16 protein-coding genes and 1 other annotated feature are annotated in these 14732 nt (G+C 48.3%); of the genes, 7 read left to right on the top strand and 9 right to left on the bottom strand.

Annotated elements, in window-relative coordinates:
• The first annotated feature begins 332 nt into the window (after window positions 1–332).
• Window positions 333–785: a GNAT family N-acetyltransferase gene (locus tag AC1TPC_RS12970; protein ID WP_482067265.1), complete on the top strand. Its 453-nt coding sequence runs from the start codon at window positions 333–335 to the stop codon at window positions 783–785.
• Between the two features lie 14 nt (window positions 786–799).
• On the opposite strand, the gene AC1TPC_RS12975 is transcribed toward AC1TPC_RS12970, so the two are convergent.
• The 5 genes from AC1TPC_RS12975 to AC1TPC_RS12995 all read right to left on the bottom strand — a co-directional run bounded on the left by AC1TPC_RS12975 (window position 800) and on the right by AC1TPC_RS12995 (window position 4120).
• Window positions 800–1201: a hypothetical protein gene (locus tag AC1TPC_RS12975; RefSeq protein WP_482067266.1), complete on the bottom strand. Its 402-nt coding sequence runs from the start codon at window positions 1199–1201 to the stop codon at window positions 800–802.
• Between the two features lie 220 nt (window positions 1202–1421).
• Window positions 1422–1781 carry a 50S ribosomal protein L20 gene (rplT, locus tag AC1TPC_RS12980; RefSeq protein ID WP_053374532.1) on the bottom strand — a complete coding sequence of 120 codons (360 nt, stop codon included), beginning with the start codon at window positions 1779–1781 and terminating at the stop codon, window positions 1422–1424.
• Between the two features lie 50 nt (window positions 1782–1831).
• Window positions 1832–2029, bottom strand: a complete 198-nt coding sequence (gene rpmI / locus AC1TPC_RS12985; protein ID WP_482067267.1) for a 50S ribosomal protein L35 — start codon at window positions 2027–2029, stop codon at window positions 1832–1834.
• A gap of 34 nt (window positions 2030–2063) precedes the next feature.
• Window positions 2064–2561, bottom strand: a complete 498-nt coding sequence (infC, locus tag AC1TPC_RS12990; RefSeq protein WP_053374530.1) for a translation initiation factor IF-3 — start codon at window positions 2559–2561, stop codon at window positions 2064–2066.
• A 57-nt stretch (window positions 2562–2618) separates the two neighbouring features.
• Window positions 2619–2777, bottom strand: a sequence feature (ribosomal protein L20 leader region).
• A 107-nt stretch (window positions 2778–2884) separates the two neighbouring features.
• Window positions 2885–4120, bottom strand: a complete 1236-nt coding sequence (locus tag AC1TPC_RS12995; RefSeq protein ID WP_482067268.1) for a glycosyltransferase family 2 protein — start codon at window positions 4118–4120, stop codon at window positions 2885–2887.
• Window positions 4121–4747: 627 nt separating this feature from the next.
• On the opposite strand from AC1TPC_RS12995, the gene AC1TPC_RS13000 reads away from it, so the two are divergent.
• Window positions 4748–5320: a phosphatase PAP2 family protein gene (locus AC1TPC_RS13000; RefSeq protein ID WP_482067269.1), complete on the top strand. Its 573-nt coding sequence runs from the start codon at window positions 4748–4750 to the stop codon at window positions 5318–5320.
• Here the strand turns inward: AC1TPC_RS13000 and trmB are convergent.
• Both trmB and AC1TPC_RS13010 read right to left on the bottom strand, forming a co-directional pair.
• Complete coding sequence (trmB, locus tag AC1TPC_RS13005; RefSeq protein ID WP_482067270.1) at window positions 5317–6084, bottom strand: tRNA (guanosine(46)-N7)-methyltransferase TrmB; 768 nt, start codon at window positions 6082–6084, stop codon at window positions 5317–5319. The two genes, AC1TPC_RS13000 and trmB, sit on opposite strands and share 4 nt — an antisense overlap.
• 191 nt (window positions 6085–6275) lie before the next feature.
• Window positions 6276–6485: a hypothetical protein gene (locus AC1TPC_RS13010; protein WP_053374526.1), complete on the bottom strand. Its 210-nt coding sequence runs from the start codon at window positions 6483–6485 to the stop codon at window positions 6276–6278.
• 282 nt (window positions 6486–6767) lie between these two features.
• Here AC1TPC_RS13010 and mnmL point away from each other — a divergent pair, with 282 nt between their 5' ends.
• From mnmL to AC1TPC_RS13025, 3 genes are all read left to right on the top strand, one after another.
• The gene (gene mnmL, locus AC1TPC_RS13015) at window positions 6768–7730 is read left to right on the top strand and encodes a tRNA modification radical SAM protein MnmL/YtqA (RefSeq protein ID WP_482067398.1); all 963 of its coding nucleotides are present in this window, start codon (window positions 6768–6770) and stop codon (window positions 7728–7730) included.
• A gap of 85 nt (window positions 7731–7815) precedes the next feature.
• Window positions 7816–8412, top strand: a complete 597-nt coding sequence (gene mnmM, locus AC1TPC_RS13020) for a tRNA 5-(aminomethyl)-2-thiouridylate-methyltransferase MnmM (RefSeq protein ID WP_482067271.1) — start codon at window positions 7816–7818, stop codon at window positions 8410–8412.
• Window positions 8413–8547: 135 nt separating this feature from the next.
• Window positions 8548–9522: a type I phosphomannose isomerase catalytic subunit gene (locus AC1TPC_RS13025; RefSeq protein WP_482067272.1), complete on the top strand. Its 975-nt coding sequence runs from the start codon at window positions 8548–8550 to the stop codon at window positions 9520–9522.
• A gap of 74 nt (window positions 9523–9596) precedes the next feature.
• Here the strand turns inward: AC1TPC_RS13025 and AC1TPC_RS13030 are convergent, their stop codons facing one another.
• Both AC1TPC_RS13030 and AC1TPC_RS13035 read right to left on the bottom strand, forming a co-directional pair.
• Window positions 9597–11489: a B12-binding domain-containing radical SAM protein gene (locus AC1TPC_RS13030; protein WP_482067273.1), complete on the bottom strand. Its 1893-nt coding sequence runs from the start codon at window positions 11487–11489 to the stop codon at window positions 9597–9599.
• A gap of 159 nt (window positions 11490–11648) precedes the next feature.
• A complete protein-coding gene (locus tag AC1TPC_RS13035) occupies window positions 11649–13199 on the bottom strand; it encodes a stalk domain-containing protein (protein WP_482067274.1) in 1551 nt (516 codons plus the stop codon).
• Between the two features lie 189 nt (window positions 13200–13388).
• Here AC1TPC_RS13035 and AC1TPC_RS13040 point away from each other — a divergent pair, with 189 nt between their 5' ends.
• Both AC1TPC_RS13040 and AC1TPC_RS13045 read left to right on the top strand, forming a co-directional pair.
• On the top strand, window positions 13389–14315 hold the full coding sequence (locus tag AC1TPC_RS13040) for an RluA family pseudouridine synthase (RefSeq protein ID WP_482067275.1): 927 nt from the start codon (window positions 13389–13391) through the stop codon (window positions 14313–14315).
• Between the two features lie 80 nt (window positions 14316–14395).
• Window positions 14396–14731, top strand: a complete 336-nt coding sequence (locus tag AC1TPC_RS13045) for a DUF1904 family protein (RefSeq protein ID WP_482067276.1) — start codon at window positions 14396–14398, stop codon at window positions 14729–14731.
• The last annotated feature ends 1 nt before the right edge of the window (window position 14732 follow it).

Raw genomic sequence — 14732 nt, forward strand, 5'->3', positions numbered from 1 at the left:
AGGAAACAGCTCCGAGGTGAGCTCGTAGAAAAGGGGTTTTGGCGATGGTTGCAGCTGATCCATCCGCTCTCTGTTCAAAAGAGCCCTTAGCACTTCGTCCTCATCATTGCTGATTGTATATGTACCACATGGTGCGCACACCAGTACGTGGTAGATAAGACTTTCTTTATTATATGCCGCGAATCCTCGTTCGTCAAGAACCATGAGCAACTCTTCGCATAATTTGCAATTGGCGCATTTTGCGGCCCTGACACATATATTATTTTAGCCTCTAATCGGCAAACTCATGCAGCGTTCCAATCCTTCGGCGCCGCAGAAATGGAATGATGTTGATGATAAGACTTTATGATCCTCGACTGGATCAAGCAGAGGTTGTCCGCCTCATTAGGAGCGAGCTGATCCCTTTGTCGCATACGGTTCACCAGCATGATGCCCAGACAATTCGCGAGCTGCCGAAGCGATTCCGACGCGGCGTTACTTATGTAGCCTCTTTATCCAAAAAAAGCCCACCGGTCTCCTTCATACATTTTGAAGTCATGGGTGAGGTTTTATATTTAGATATGATGGTCACGCATCCCGAGCATCGAAATAGGCAATGGGGCAGAACGTTAATAGCACATAGCGAGGCTTACGGCAGGAAGCAGCACTGCAAGGTAGCCAGGCTGTTTGTCGATCAGGTAAATGATAAAGCCCATCAATTATACAATAAGCTTGGTTACAATACCGTTCACTACTATCCTGAGCTTCGCTGCTACGAGCTGCTTAAGCCGCTTGCCCCATTATGATTGCCTAACCGCCATTAAAACCCGTTATAGTTTTGGTTGCCATAACCGTAGCTTTGATTGCCGTAACCGTAGCCTTGGTTGTCATAGCTGTTGTAGCCTTGACTGCCGTAACCTCCGCATTGGTTAAAGTTGTTGTTGCAGCAATTGCCTCCCTTACCGCCCTTTCCTCCGAAGCCTCCCCCAAAGCCGCCGCCCCAAAGTGGAAGCGTGCCGATTGCTAGAAGATCAAATAATACGAGAGGTATAATAGCTTTGGTTTGCACAACCTTGCCCTTATCTCTTTTTAGGGGAGCTACAACCAATTTGTTTTGGCTAACACGAACGAGCTTGCCCGTGACGACTGAGCCGTCAGGACGTACTGCATAAATGGATTTGCCGACCAGTTTCCGTACTTCTTGTTTGGAAACGTTACGCATGCGAAATCCCTCCTTTCCCGTTGTCCTTTAGCTTATTCCGGGAAAGCGGATTCCGTCTGTTTGTTTGTCCTCTATTCTAATAAATGTACGCATTGCCTGCTAAAAATGCTAGAGTTAGAGCCGCTTGCCGCTTCCTCATTGTTTTCGATCGAATATATTAAAAAAAGGCTGTCCAATAGTCGTCGAAGCGACAACCTGGACAGCCTTTATACGTTAACGTCTATGCGTTAATTTTCTCTTTTGCGATGCCTGCAAGCGAGTTGAACGAAGTGATATCGTTAACTGCCAGGTCAGCAAGGATTTTGCGGTTAACTTCTACGCCCGCAAGTTTCAAGCCGTGCATGAATTTGTTGTACGAAAGTCCGTTGATGCGAGCTGCCGCGTTGATACGAACGATCCACAGTCTGCGGATGTCGCGTTTTTTGTTGCGACGGTCACGGTAAGCGTACATAAGGGACTTACCAACTTGCTCCTTCGCTGTTTTAAACAGACGATGTTTCGAACCGAAATAACCTTTAGCTAGCTTTAGAATTCTTTTGCGACGACGAGTGCGGACAAATCCGCCTTTGACTCTTGCCATGAATGGAAACCTCCTGTAGGTTGAATTAGCTTATTTGTTGTTGCTTTATATTACAAGTTGGAAAGGCCTTGCTTCAAACGACGAACGTCGCCAGCAGCCATAATCGGTTGGCCAGCAAGTACGCGTTTTTGACGACCGGATTTGTGTGAAAGCAAGTGGTTACGGTAAGCTTTGTAACGTTTTACTTTACCAGTTCCAGTAATTTTAAAGCGGTCTTTCAGACTGCTGTGAGTTTTCATCTTAGGCATATCAGTTATCCTCCTTAAAGTTCTTCATCAGTTGTTAGCTGTTGGTTTTGGGTGCCAAAATCATAATCATGCTCCGGCCTTCCAGCTTAGGAGCGCGCTCAACGCTGCATAATTCGGCAACTTCTTTTGAAAGACGATCCAAAATCTTTTGTCCTAGAGATGCATGCGCAATCTCACGGCCGCGGAATCTAACGGATGCTTTCACTTTATCGCCTTCACCCAGAAACTTAACGACGTTGCGATATTTCGTTTGGTAGTCATTTTCATCAATGTTGGCGCGGAACCAAACTTCCTTAAGATCAACGATCTTTTGGTTTTTGCGAGCTTCTTTTTCTTTCTTTTGCTGCTCATAACGGAACTTACCGTAGTCCATGATGCGGCATACCGGCGGCTTTGCCGTCGGAGCGACGTTCACCAAGTCCAAATTAAGTTCAATAGCCATCTGCAAGGCATCGCGAATCGATTTGATACCGATTTGCTCACCTTCAGCGCCTACTAAACGTACTTCTCTGGCCCGGATTTCATCATTGATTTGATGTTCTCTGCTAATAACGTGCCACCTCCAAAAATGGTTTGTTTCATGTTTTTACGCAATAAAAAAATGCGGGTTCGCTCGAACCCGCATCTCATAACCGTACATGTATGTCAGTGCATCATTTCAATTCGAAACAATGGAGTGACCAATCGATTATCGCGAACCAGTCAGCTTAAGCCGAAAGGTGAGAAGCGGGTGCTTCTGCTTGTGCGTCATTTAGTTAGTTGAAAATGTTACCGTGTTACTATACCATGGCCTACGAAGCTATGTCAACCGCTTATGCAAAAGATTTTTCAAGCTACTGTAAAGTCCGCTTTTCTCTATTTGCTCTGTACTTCCTCAATGCGAACGACGCGCGTATGCTGCGTGTGGCTCCATGTTTTGTTGTTCTGAGTAAAGAAAGCATAGAATGTAATCGGCCACCAAGAGATTAGGAAGAACGGCAATGTCAGCAGATGCGCATACATCTTCCACGACTTCACGCCTTCAAGCATCAGCGCAAGCGGGAATTGAATGATTGATGCGACAGCAGCGATACCGACTACCCACCACGGCACGTAGTTGTACAGCGAATCCAAGTAATTCGTAGACGGCAGCGCGATATCGATCCAAATAATCAACGTCAAAAGAAAGCCGAGCAACGTGTTGTAAACGGAGATCGAGTAGATCGCCGAATCAAACTTTACAAAGTTGCGCTCCTTGATACTCGCCCAAAGGAGCGGAAAAAAATAATTGCGCGCCACGTTAAAATGTCCTTGCATCCAGCGCAGACGCTGCCTTGCGGAAGCTTTAAACGTAACTGGCTTCTCGTCGTATACTTTGGCATCGTAGTTCAGCACGGGATAGATGTCGCGCTTCACGCAGCGCATTGAGAACTCCAAATCCTCAACGAGGCTTGTAGCTCCCCAGCCCATATCCTTCAGCAGCAACGAATCAAAGCACATGCCGGTACCGCCGAGAAAGTTGGCCATTTTCAAATTCGTTCTGGACAGCTGCCACAATCTGTTGCAGTACCAATAGGTAATGCCATATGCTGCAGTAACCCATGAGTCATCCGGATTTTTTGTATCCAAATAACCTTGAATAACCTTATGGCCCTCGCACAAATCATTGTTCATCAGCTGCAAGAAATCAGGATTTACTAAATTATCGGCGTCGAACATGACAATTGCATCGTACTGGCGGGGCAAAGCCCACAGCTCTTTGAGCATCCATTCAATAGCATAGCCTTTACCGCGCAGAAGCTGATTCGTTCTCTCGCAGGCGTTGACGCCATGGCTCCGGCTTATATCGGCCGTACCGTCTGTACAGTTATCGCAAATAACAAATATATCGTATAGTTCTTCTGGATAGTCCATTTTTTTCAAATTCTCGATTAGCGCTCCGACTACTTTTTCTTCGTTGTGAGCTGCGACTAGCACGGCAAATGATTTTTGCGGTGCGTGATGCTTCCGGCTTATGTTTTTGGCCAAGCCGAAGATGGAAATGCTGAATTGATAAACCGCGATTAACGCCATTACTACTTGAAATGCAATAAAAATAACACTCAGAACCATGCGGTACTGCCCCCTTGAGACCCCATTTTTTTTGCTCTTTTCAGCATTCGTTCACGGCTGCTGCAAGCTTTTATTATATATTTTCTCTCTGTTATGAGTGTTTCTCTGCAAACACTCGCGGATCTTTATTGATTCTCCACAGAAACAACTTCTTTGTCAAAAGTTGAATTAGTCTCGATTATGCTTAATCTCGTCAGAAAAACGCTTGCATGGCATATCAATGAACGCATTACCTCCTTTTACGACGGCTCAGTCTTATTTTCAACCATTTGCTGACTTTTTAGCACTAACGTCCTTATTTACGATAAAATGTGTGAAAATGTTTCTGGGATTGAGAAGCGACTATGTGACGAACAGGTGAACATGAGGAATCAAAATGACACCTTTCGCTATTTCGACATTATTTGCCTTAACGCGTGGAAATATGTCCATTACAGTTTTACCATCAACTGCACATTATTAAACAGCAATTTGAAAATCATTATTTATACCAAGCTATGCTAAACTTTAATATTGGGACAAGAAATAGTTTACGCTCAGCGAACAAAAACATGCTAAAATTGATTTTATTACAATACTAAGAAGAAATAAGTTACAATTTTAGCCACCGTTAGGAGGACAACAGCGATGGAACGAATGATAGGCTGGCTGAAGACAAGTGAGCAAAAAGTGCTGATTTGGGCAAATCGGAGACCTGCAGGGGGGAAAAGACATCGACTCCTAGGCAAATGGTTAAGTACGGTCACACATATGGGCGGCGCCACTTTTACGCTTGCAACCGCCCTTATATATGCAATTCTAGCACCGACTCCTTGGAGCATAACTGGCTGGCAATGCTTGGCTGCCGTCATCATTAGCCACTTGCCAGTTGCAATCGTCAAACGCAAATTCAAACGGCTTCGACCTTATCAGGCCTTGCAGGGAGTAAATACCGGTCATAAGCCGCTGATGGATTCTTCCTTCCCATCCGGTCATACAACAGCTATTTTTGCTTGGCTTGTACCTATTTTGCTCACGAGCGGCATTTGGCTCACTCTGATGGTGCCATTAGCCTTAATAATCGGAGTTTCGGTTGGATGGTCGAGGATGTATCTTGGGTTGCATTATCCGTCCGACGTTGCGGCAGGCGCACTCATCGGAACGGTAACTGCTCTCGCGGTCAATTATTCCTGGGTTGGACCAGCTATTGGACTGAACTAGTTGTCTTCCTCATCGAAATCGTTCGAATCTGCTTCGATCGCTTCCGCCTCTTCCTTAATCGACTTCTCATGCCTCGCCTCGCGGTGCTTCCTCAGCGCTTCAGCGCCGATTACCGCTTCTACACGATAAATATTTTGCCCTTTTTCCATAAATTTCATCTCATACTCGGTAAACACAAGGTCCTCTCTAGGACCTTCTTTGTGTAGATGGAGCGAAATATTACGCATGATAAGCTCCATTTCCGCGAAGCTGTTCAATGAAAACTCAAACAACGATTGCGAATCTGTCTTAAAATGAATCTCGCCGCGCTCGTTCAGCAGCTCGATATATTTCGCAACGAGCCTAGGATGCGTTAATCTCCGGCGCGCATGCTTGCTCTTTGGCCATGGGTCGCTAAAGTTAAGATGAACGCGTTCGATTTCGCCTGGCGCGAACATCGTCTCAATGCCTTCGATATTGGCACGCAGCAGCGCCAGGTTCGGCGGATGCGACTCCCCTTTTTGCTCCCAAACGATTCGTGCTTTCTCGCTCGCGCGGCGAAGCAGCTCGTCGTACATATCAACGCCAATAAAGTTGATGTGCGGATAACGTGCGCTCATCTGGCTGATAAAACGGCCCTTGCCCATACCCAGCTCTACATAAATAGGCTGATCGTTGCCGAAAAACTCATTCCACTTTCCTTTGTGTGGCGCAGCATCGAGCACTACTAGCTCCGGCTGTCCCTCTAGACTCTCGCGAATACCTTTTCTTCCTCTTAAACGCATATGCAGTGATTCCTCCATTTATCGTAGACGATGCAACGAATAGACTAGTCCTTATTGTGCCGAAGAATGAGTGCAAAGTAAAGAGGAATGGTTAAGCAACTCGGACAAACCTTCTTATTATAGAAAAAAGCCGCGGCCATATTACGGCACTGCGGCTTGCATGTTGTGTATTTTGCTGCACGGCTTATGTTTTAAAGCAGCAGCTGGTAGGGAATCGGACCGTTCTCTTGCTGATCGCGCTCATAAGTTTCGACCAACACTTCGTTCAATTTCTTCCGTGCAGAAATTTCTACTCCATGGTTATTGTGAAAACGGACACCCGTAAGCGCCATCAGTTCTTTAACAGTCAGCTCGACAGTAACCGTGTCGTCGCCGCGTAAAATTTTGGATACGTTATTCATCTCTAATCACCTCATCGATTTATTTAAAAAAGTATTTCCATTTAATCGACGTTTCATGAATGCAGGTGCAATTGGGATATGTTAGGTTTTTTTGTTGTTTTGTCGCACTTTTAATATAACACTTCATGTAAGGTTATGCAAGCCCAAAATGACCATTTTCAAAAATAATTTCCAAATAAAGCGGTTTCCGAACGTTCTTCGGTCCGACTTACAACAAACGTGGCTTTTCCACTCGCTTTTCGCTAAAATATAGGATGTACGTCTTGAAAGAAGGGGAAAATGATGATTGAACTACGCACATCGTCGCAAGAGACAATGCTGTGGGGCGATAAACGATTTCATACATGGAATTACGAAATGCGGGAGCAGTTTGGCGGCAAAGTTTTTAAGGTGATGCTCGATGCCGGCTTTACTTGCCCAAACCGCGACGGGTCAATTGCTAAGGGCGGCTGTACGTTTTGCAGCGCTCGCGGCTCAGGCGATTTTGCCGGCAGCAGACGGGATGACCTCGTTACGCAGTTCAATAACATACGCGATCGCCAGCATCAGAAGTGGCCCGATGCCCAGTACATCGGCTACTTCCAAGCTTATACGAATACATATGCGCCCGTAGAAGAGCTTCGCGAATATTATGAAGTGATTTTGCAGCAGCCCGGCGTAGTCGGCCTTTCGATTGCTACACGCCCCGACTGCTTGCCTGATGATGTCGTCGATTATTTGGCGGAGCTGAATGAGCGTACCTACCTTTGGGTGGAGATGGGGCTTCAGACGGTGCATGAATCCACTTCCGAGCTGATCAACAGGGCGCATGATACAGCCTGCTATCTCGATGCCGTGAGGCGTCTGCGCGAGCGCGGCATACGCGTATGCGCGCATATTATTTATGGTCTTCCTCAGGAAACCCATGAAATGATGCTCGACACCGGTCGCGCCGTCGCCAAAATGGATGTGCAGGGAATCAAGATCCATTTGCTTCACCTTATGCGTAAGACGCCTATGGTCCGTCAGTACGAGGCTGGGCTGCTGCAATTCCTTGAGCAGGATGAATATGTGAATTTGATCGTTGACACGCTGGAGTTTTTGCCGCCCGAATTGATCGTTCACCGACTAACAGGCGATGCGCCGCGCGATCTGCTCATCGGTCCTATGTGGAGCCTTAAGAAATGGGTAGTGCTGAACGCCTTCGACGACGAGCTGAAGCGACGCAACACCTGGCAGGGCAAGCTATGGCAGCAGGAGGTCTAATTGGAATGTACGATAGTAAATTTAGCTGCTCTTGGTGCATAAGCAAGGACTTATTCCTGTCAGCAGCAGCGATTGGAGGTGCATAATGGGCTTTCTTTCGGTGCTGAGCATGGCGCACAAGTGGATCGCCGAGCGGACCTCCCCTGGCGATATCGTCATTGATGCAACCGCTGGCGGAGGCATCGATACGCAGGCGCTTGCAGCGCTCGTCGGACCAAACGGTACCGTGTATGCCTTCGATATCCAGCAGGAGGCGCTCGACCGTACCCGTGAGCGCCTCTACGCTATCGAAGGCGGCTGCAAGCTGCCTGACGTGAAGCTAGTGCTTGAGAGTCATGCAAGGATGGCTGATGCGGTTGATCCAGCAATCGTTGGACAAGTCTCCGCAGTAATGTTCAACCTCGGCTACTTGCCGGGAAGCAGCGACCTCACGATCATAACGGAGCCCGCTTCGACGCTGGCGGCGCTAGATGCAGCTATTCGGCTGCTGCGCTCGGGCGGTATCGTAACCTGCGTATTATATCCAGGACATCCTGGCGGCGCTGAAGAAGCAGCCTCCGTAGAAGCTTGGGCTGCGCAGCTTCCGCAATCACTTGCACAGGCGGTAACTTACCGCCAATCGCAGCGACCTGCTGCACCGTATCTCGTCGCTCTCGAGAAACGGCCGACAGCTGCTAAGTAACGAGGCGCAAGACGCAGTTCATATAATTATTTTGGTCATTACGTCCCTTTTCACCGTTACTTGTTCAACCTATGCTTAAGGGTAGTTTTAGAAAAGTAACATCAATACATACAACCGACATGGGAGAGATAACTTATGACAGTAAAACCTTATCCGCTGCAATTCAAACCGGAAATGAAAGAACGCATTTGGGGAGGACGCGCGCTTGAGAGCTTTGGTCTTGAGCTGCCTGAAGGGTCTATCGGCGAAGGGTGGATGATTGGCGATCACCCTAACGGCACAACGAAAGTGATGAACGGCGAGCTTGCAGGCGCTGGCCTTGACCAGATTCGTGAAAACTACGGCCGCGTTTGGTTCGGCACACAGGGCTTCTCTGAGAAAAACGGACGTTTCCCGCTCCTTATTAAACTGCTCGATTGCAATGATGATCTATCTATTCAAGTGCATCCTACGGACGTCTACGAGGGTCTCCCCGAGGGCGAGCTCGGCAAGACCGAAATGTGGTACATTCTTGATGCTAAGCCGGGCGCCAAAATCATTTACGGCTTGAAAGACAGCGTTGACCGCGCCTCTATGGAGGCCGCTATCGCAGAAGGCCGCATTATGGATACGCTGCAGGAGGTATCCGTCGAAGCTGGCGATGCCTTTTATATTCCTGCCGGTACTGTTCATGCATTATGCTCTGGTGTTGTAGTAGCTGAAATTCAGCAAAACTCCGATACGACCTATCGTTTGTTTGACTACGACCGGCCAGGCCTTGACGGTCAGCTGCGCGAGCTTCATATTGAAGATTCACTAAACGTTATCGCCTACAAAGGCGCTGGCGCTCAGCGTATGAAAACCGACAATGCGGTCGCTGGCGAATGGCTCAATATCGCATCTTCCCCTTACTTTATCGTAGAAAAAGGGATCGTAGCCGCTCCTTGGGAGCTATCTACTTCGCTAGAGAGCTTCGTTATTCTAGTCATCGCGGAAGGTGAAGGCCGTTTGAAATGGGCGGACGGCGAACAGTCTGTCAAAGCGGGCGAGTGCTTCCTGCTTCCAGCTAATCTTGGCGACTACACGCTTTCGGGCAGCATGACGGTTCTGCGCAGCGTTGTTCCTGCTTAAATATTGCAAGAAGAAGGGGCGTGCCAAAAGGTCAATTATGACCTTTGGAACGCCCCGTTTTATTTTGCATAAAGCTATCCTTGCAAAGCTCCTTGCCCTACTTCGATCGACAACGTGAACGGACGCGGCTTCGGCTTGCTGCTGCCAGCCTCAAGCGCGTACAATACGACAAGCAGTGTATGCTTCTCCCGTACGACCTCTCCGGTTGCAAGGAATGTAGCCAGATCAAATGGCAGCCTCTCGATTACCGCATGCTTATGAAGCTCCTTCTCGCCAAAGCGCAAAGCTGCAAATTCAGCAGATACATCGTCTGGACGTTCCGCAAGACGGCGCATCCAGCCGCTCCATACGGACTTGTCCATCGTAAACTCCCACCAGGTTTTGCGGGGCTTGTAATTATGATTAAGGAAATAATCATATTTCATTAGCCCGAGCACGACATCGGCATCAAGGCGCGATCCAGCAATTGCAAGCACCTCGTCGAAGGTATAGGCAGCTTTCTTCGAATCATCCTGCAGCGACGGAAGGGAATCGATTGCCTTCTTCCCTGGCAGCGGCAGCGTTTGAAGAAACGCCCATAGCCTGGCGTACAAATCCTCAAGCTGGTGACCGATCTTCTGCCAGCCGCTCCGCTCCCAGAAATCGCCGAACGCCTGGAAGAAATCAAACGGCGAAGGGAATACGCGATCTACTAAATAGAGCAGCGTATGATCCATCCGATGCGCGTTCCAGTATTTCTCGAGCACATCCTCTACCCGCTTGATGCGAACGATATCGCCAAAGGGCATTAAATCATTGCCGAGCATTTCATAGGGCGATCTATCCATATAAATATAGCCCCATTTGTCCGCTTCGCGGCGCAGGCCGGTGCCTCGCAGCATTTTGAGGAAGCCAAGCTGAAGCTCCTCGGGACGCAGCTCGAATACGTCGTTGAACGTGCCGCGGAACGTATCGTAATTTTCAAGCGGCAGACCGGCAATCAAATCGAGATGCTGATCGATCTTTTGCGAGTTTTTCACCTTCATAACAGTACGAACGAGTTTCATCCAATTTTGACGGCGCTGAACCGCTTCGTTTGTCGGATCATTTGTTGACTGTACGCCGATTTCGAAGCGGAATATGCCAGGAGGCGCATTTTCAGCCAAGTAGTCAAGCACTTCTGGCCGCATGATGTCTGCCGTAATTTCAAATTGAAAGACGCAGCCTTGATGGTTTTTGATTAAAAATTCGAATATTTCGAGCGCGTAGTCCCTCTTGATATTGAACGTTCGATCGACAAACTTGATGAGCTTTGCGCCTTTTTCGATCAAATACAAAATATCCGCCTTCGTCCGCTCCATATCGTAGTAACGAACGCCAACCTCGATGCTGGATAGGCAAAATTGGCAGCTGAACGGACAGCCGCGGCTTGTCTCAAAATAAACGACACGGCTCCCCAAATGAGGAATATCCTCCTCAAAGCGATGCGGCGACGGCAGCTCGTTCAGGTTCAGCTTCGGACGGGGCGGATTAATCAGCACCTCGACGCGGTCCTCGCGCTGCTTCCGGTAGGTAACCCCAAATACCATATGGTATTTGCCATCCCCCTCGATCTCAGTCAGCAAGTGATGGAACGTCTCCTCGCCTTCCCCAACCACGATAAAGTCAACCTCTTGCACGCGCTCCATCCAGTAGTCCATATCGTAGCTGACTTCCGGGCCGCCGAGGATGATCTTAATTTCGGGCATGATTTTGCGCAGCATATTGATGACGGTAATCGTCTCTTCGATGTTCCAGATATAGCAGGAGAATCCGACTACATCAGGCTTGCGCGAGAAAATATCCGACACGATGTTCATCACCGGATCTTTGATTGTATACTCAGCAATATCGATATCGAATCGGTCTCCGCTGAACGCCTTCAAGCAGCGCAGCGCCAGTGACGTGTGTATAAACTTAGCATTTAATGTGGACAGTACCACTTTCATAGCAGCATAACCTCTCTAACTTAAGCATTTGCTTATGAAGCGCGATAAGTGACAGCTCACTGCGCTCATAGCAAGATGCCTTCTATTGTACCGAAAAAAAAAGAAAAAAAGAAGAGGCACCCGTTGCTGCAAATCGCAGCAGCAGATGCCTCACTTCCATTAATCTCTAACTTTTATAAATAGCTCATCCTTAAGCTGCATGTCGATGACCGGAAAACGTACCCGCCACTTATCGCTGGCTAGCGATGTGACTTCACCCGCAGCAAAATCGCGCGGCTCGAAGCCGTAATCACGCTGGAAGGAAATAACAACTCGAATTTTATCATCAGGCAGCATTCGATGGAACTCATAGCCTAAATTAATCGTCCATACCCGAAGCTCCTCCGCCGATTTAGGTCCGTAATACATGTAGAAAAACGGATCAATATCAGCTGTCAGCACTAGCCATCCTGGAGCATCGCGCTTCGCTTCCCATTTGGTAAACGCCGCCAAGCCATCATCTGTCGACAAGGAAGAATATTGATCCTTGAGCAGCTTCTCAATATCGGTCAACGATACGCCAACCAGTGTCTCCGGCAAGCTGGAAGGTAAAAACTTAGCGTTCGCTATTTGTTCATCAGTCATTTCGCTTTGTAGATTAGCCGCGTGAATAACCGAAACAGCAAAGTTTAGATCAGCACTTGCATCTGAATAGCCGCTTGCTGTAATGCCTACTAGGTCGCCATACTCGTTAAACAACGCTCCGCCAGAGCTTCCGTGATCGATTGGCGCGCTTGTCTGTATGTAACGAATGTCATCCTCGAAAAAAATGCTGCTGACAAGGCCGTCGGAAACCGTATTTTGCAAGCCTAATGGACTTCCAATCGCGATGACTCTGTTGCCTTTATAGGTGTTTAGGCCATAGCCCAGCTCAATCTCCGGCAAGCCGATTGCCTTTTCTGTTTTGATGATGGCCAGATCCGCTTTCTCATTATAGCTGGCTACGCCTGTAATTTTCAGCTCTTCGCCATCAAGGGTAAGTGCTGTTGCGGAGGCTGCGTCAACGATAACATGATAATTCGTAATGATTAGGTTTTCGCCAATGATTACCCCGCTGCCCTGCCCGCGATTCGTTGTGATCATAACGATGCTCTCATCATATTTGTCTACGATTTCTTGGCTTGAAAGCTTAGGTCGATTTTTCTGCTGCTCGAGCCACTCGTTGTCTTCAGCTTCCTCAGCGGCCTCCGGCGATGTAATCCGAACGGCGTTAGCGGCGCTGTCCCATTTGACTGCAGCGCTGAAAGCTTCGGATATGAAACGAACCGGTACGAATGTAACGCCCTTGCGAACGACTGCCGGCGCATCAAGCTTCACTGTTTTACCATTAATGACCGCTTGCTTATTGCCTACCTTAAGGGATATAGATAAATTGCCTTTACGTCCGATTATCGTCTGCGTCTTGCTCTCCCAGGTTACGGAAGCGTCAAGCGCCGTAAAAATATCACGCATCGGTACAAAGGTTACACCTTTCTCAGCGAAAGCCGCTGCAGAGAGCGTAAGCTTCTTGCCGTCCACTACAACCTGCAATTGTTGAGCTTTGGAAGCTGTCGCCTTGCTAGAGACGCTAGCCGCCGCAGCGGAGCTGTCGGTGAGTCCTGGCAATGGCGCCAGCAATAAGCCAGCTACTAGCAATGGACTGAGCAAAGTTTGATAAAGTTTGATTTTCACGCGGTAGTTTCCTCCAATATTTCACAATTTAACCAGATGATATCTCTACCATTTATCCTACCATTCCTACTAATGCTTTGTCTATGAAATCGGTTTTCATAACTAGCAGAAAGGAGCCAAATAGAAGATTAGAACTGAAGCCTTCACTCGTGGTATAGTAGGAGCATTGAATCTAGGAGGTTTTTAAGCATGCACAGGGGAAAAAAGCGCGGAGCTCCTCAATCACAGGCAGATAAGAGCAAGTCCTATCCGGTCACAGAACCGATGGAGCTGCTGCCTTTTCTTATAAAAAACATTTCCGGTGCGGGACGAAATGTCGTTAAATCGATTTTGGCGCACGGTCAGGTATCCGTTAGCGGGAAATCGACTACCGCATATAACTATCCGCTGGAGCCCGGCCAGACGGTTACCGTTGGAAAAGAACGGCCGCAGGAGAAGATTCCGCTTGAAGGGCTCACTATTATGTTCGAGGATGAGCATATTATCGTCATTAAGAAGGAAGCCGGACTCCTGTCCATATCGTCAGACGCTGCACCGGAGCATGAAGTTACCGCCTATCGTCAGCTAACAGCACATGTACGGGTGGAAAATACGAAAAACCGGATTTTTGTCGTTCATCGGCTAGACCGCGACACATCGGGCGTCATGATGTTCGCAAAGAGCGAAGCGGTTCAGCAGCAGCTGCAAAACAGCTGGCAGGATTCGGTTCAAGAGCGGATCTATGTCGCGCTAGTTGAAGGTGCCGTTAAGAAGGAGCAAGGAACCGTCACCTCATGGCTGAAGGAAAGCAAGACGCTCAAGATGTACTCAAGCTCTCACCCGAATGACGGTTTGCACGCCGTTACCCACTACAAAGTGCTGCGCGCCAATAAAAACTTCTCTCTGCTCGAGGTGAACCTCGAAACCGGCCGCAAAAACCAAATTCGCGTTCATATGGAGGATATCGGCCATCCGGTCGTCGGCGACAAAAAGTACGGCGCACGCACGCGAATTATCGGCAGGCTCGGACTACATGCTCGCGTACTCGCCTTCACGCATCCGATTACTGGCAAGCTTGTGCGCTTCGAAACAGAAATTCCGAAGCTGTTCCTCAAGCCGTTCCACGTAACCGAGTAGCGGTAACAAAAAGAAGCATCGGCCGCCTATCACATGCGCAGCTGATGCTTCTATATTAATAAACAAGGAGGATAATCACTATGCCACATCTTTTATTTCGCGGAGTGCCAGCCGAGAAGCTGCAATCCGTAACTGCACCGCTTGCGGATGAGCTTGCCGCCCTTTGCGAATGCGGAACCGATAATTTCACGATGGCTTGCCTGCATACGACCAGCGTCTTCGGAAGCTCAGAAGGCGAAGCTGATTTCGCCTTTATCGAGGTTGGCTGGTTCGAGCGCGGGCAGCAGACCCGGAATCGCTTCGCCCAAGCTGTCACCAACTATGTCCGCCAGCTTGGCATATTCGAGATCGAGATCGTATTTCATGCGTATCGCGAAGACAGCTACTATATTAATGGCGAGCCTGTCGAAGGATAGC

This window comes from Paenibacillus sp. Y280 (genome assembly GCF_056786335.1).

Bases quoted from the DNA above. Each gene is read 5' to 3' on its own strand.
- mnmM (WP_482067271.1), top strand. From the start codon at position 7,816: ATGGGCTTTCTTTCGGTGCTGAGCATGGCGCACAAGTGGATCGCCGAG.
- AC1TPC_RS13010 (WP_053374526.1), bottom strand. From the start codon at position 6,485: ATGAATAACGTATCCAAAATTTTACGCGGCGACGACACGGTTACTGTC.
- AC1TPC_RS13045 (WP_482067276.1), top strand. From the start codon at position 14,396: ATGCCACATCTTTTATTTCGCGGAGTGCCAGCCGAGAAGCTGCAATCC.
- rpmI (WP_482067267.1), bottom strand. From the start codon at position 2,029: ATGCCTAAGATGAAAACTCACAGCAGTCTGAAAGACCGCTTTAAAATT.
- AC1TPC_RS13000 (WP_482067269.1), top strand. From the start codon at position 4,748: ATGGAACGAATGATAGGCTGGCTGAAGACAAGTGAGCAAAAAGTGCTG.
- AC1TPC_RS13030 (WP_482067273.1), bottom strand. From the start codon at position 11,489: ATGAAAGTGGTACTGTCCACATTAAATGCTAAGTTTATACACACGTCA.
- AC1TPC_RS13025 (WP_482067272.1), top strand. From the start codon at position 8,548: ATGACAGTAAAACCTTATCCGCTGCAATTCAAACCGGAAATGAAAGAA.
- AC1TPC_RS12970 (WP_482067265.1), top strand. From the start codon at position 333: ATGATAAGACTTTATGATCCTCGACTGGATCAAGCAGAGGTTGTCCGC.
- rplT (WP_053374532.1), bottom strand. From the start codon at position 1,781: ATGGCAAGAGTCAAAGGCGGATTTGTCCGCACTCGTCGTCGCAAAAGA.
- mnmL (WP_482067398.1), top strand. From the start codon at position 6,768: ATGATTGAACTACGCACATCGTCGCAAGAGACAATGCTGTGGGGCGAT.
- AC1TPC_RS12995 (WP_482067268.1), bottom strand. From the start codon at position 4,120: ATGGTTCTGAGTGTTATTTTTATTGCATTTCAAGTAGTAATGGCGTTA.
- trmB (WP_482067270.1), bottom strand. From the start codon at position 6,084: ATGCGTTTAAGAGGAAGAAAAGGTATTCGCGAGAGTCTAGAGGGACAG.
- AC1TPC_RS12975 (WP_482067266.1), bottom strand. From the start codon at position 1,201: ATGCGTAACGTTTCCAAACAAGAAGTACGGAAACTGGTCGGCAAATCC.
- AC1TPC_RS13040 (WP_482067275.1), top strand. From the start codon at position 13,389: ATGCACAGGGGAAAAAAGCGCGGAGCTCCTCAATCACAGGCAGATAAG.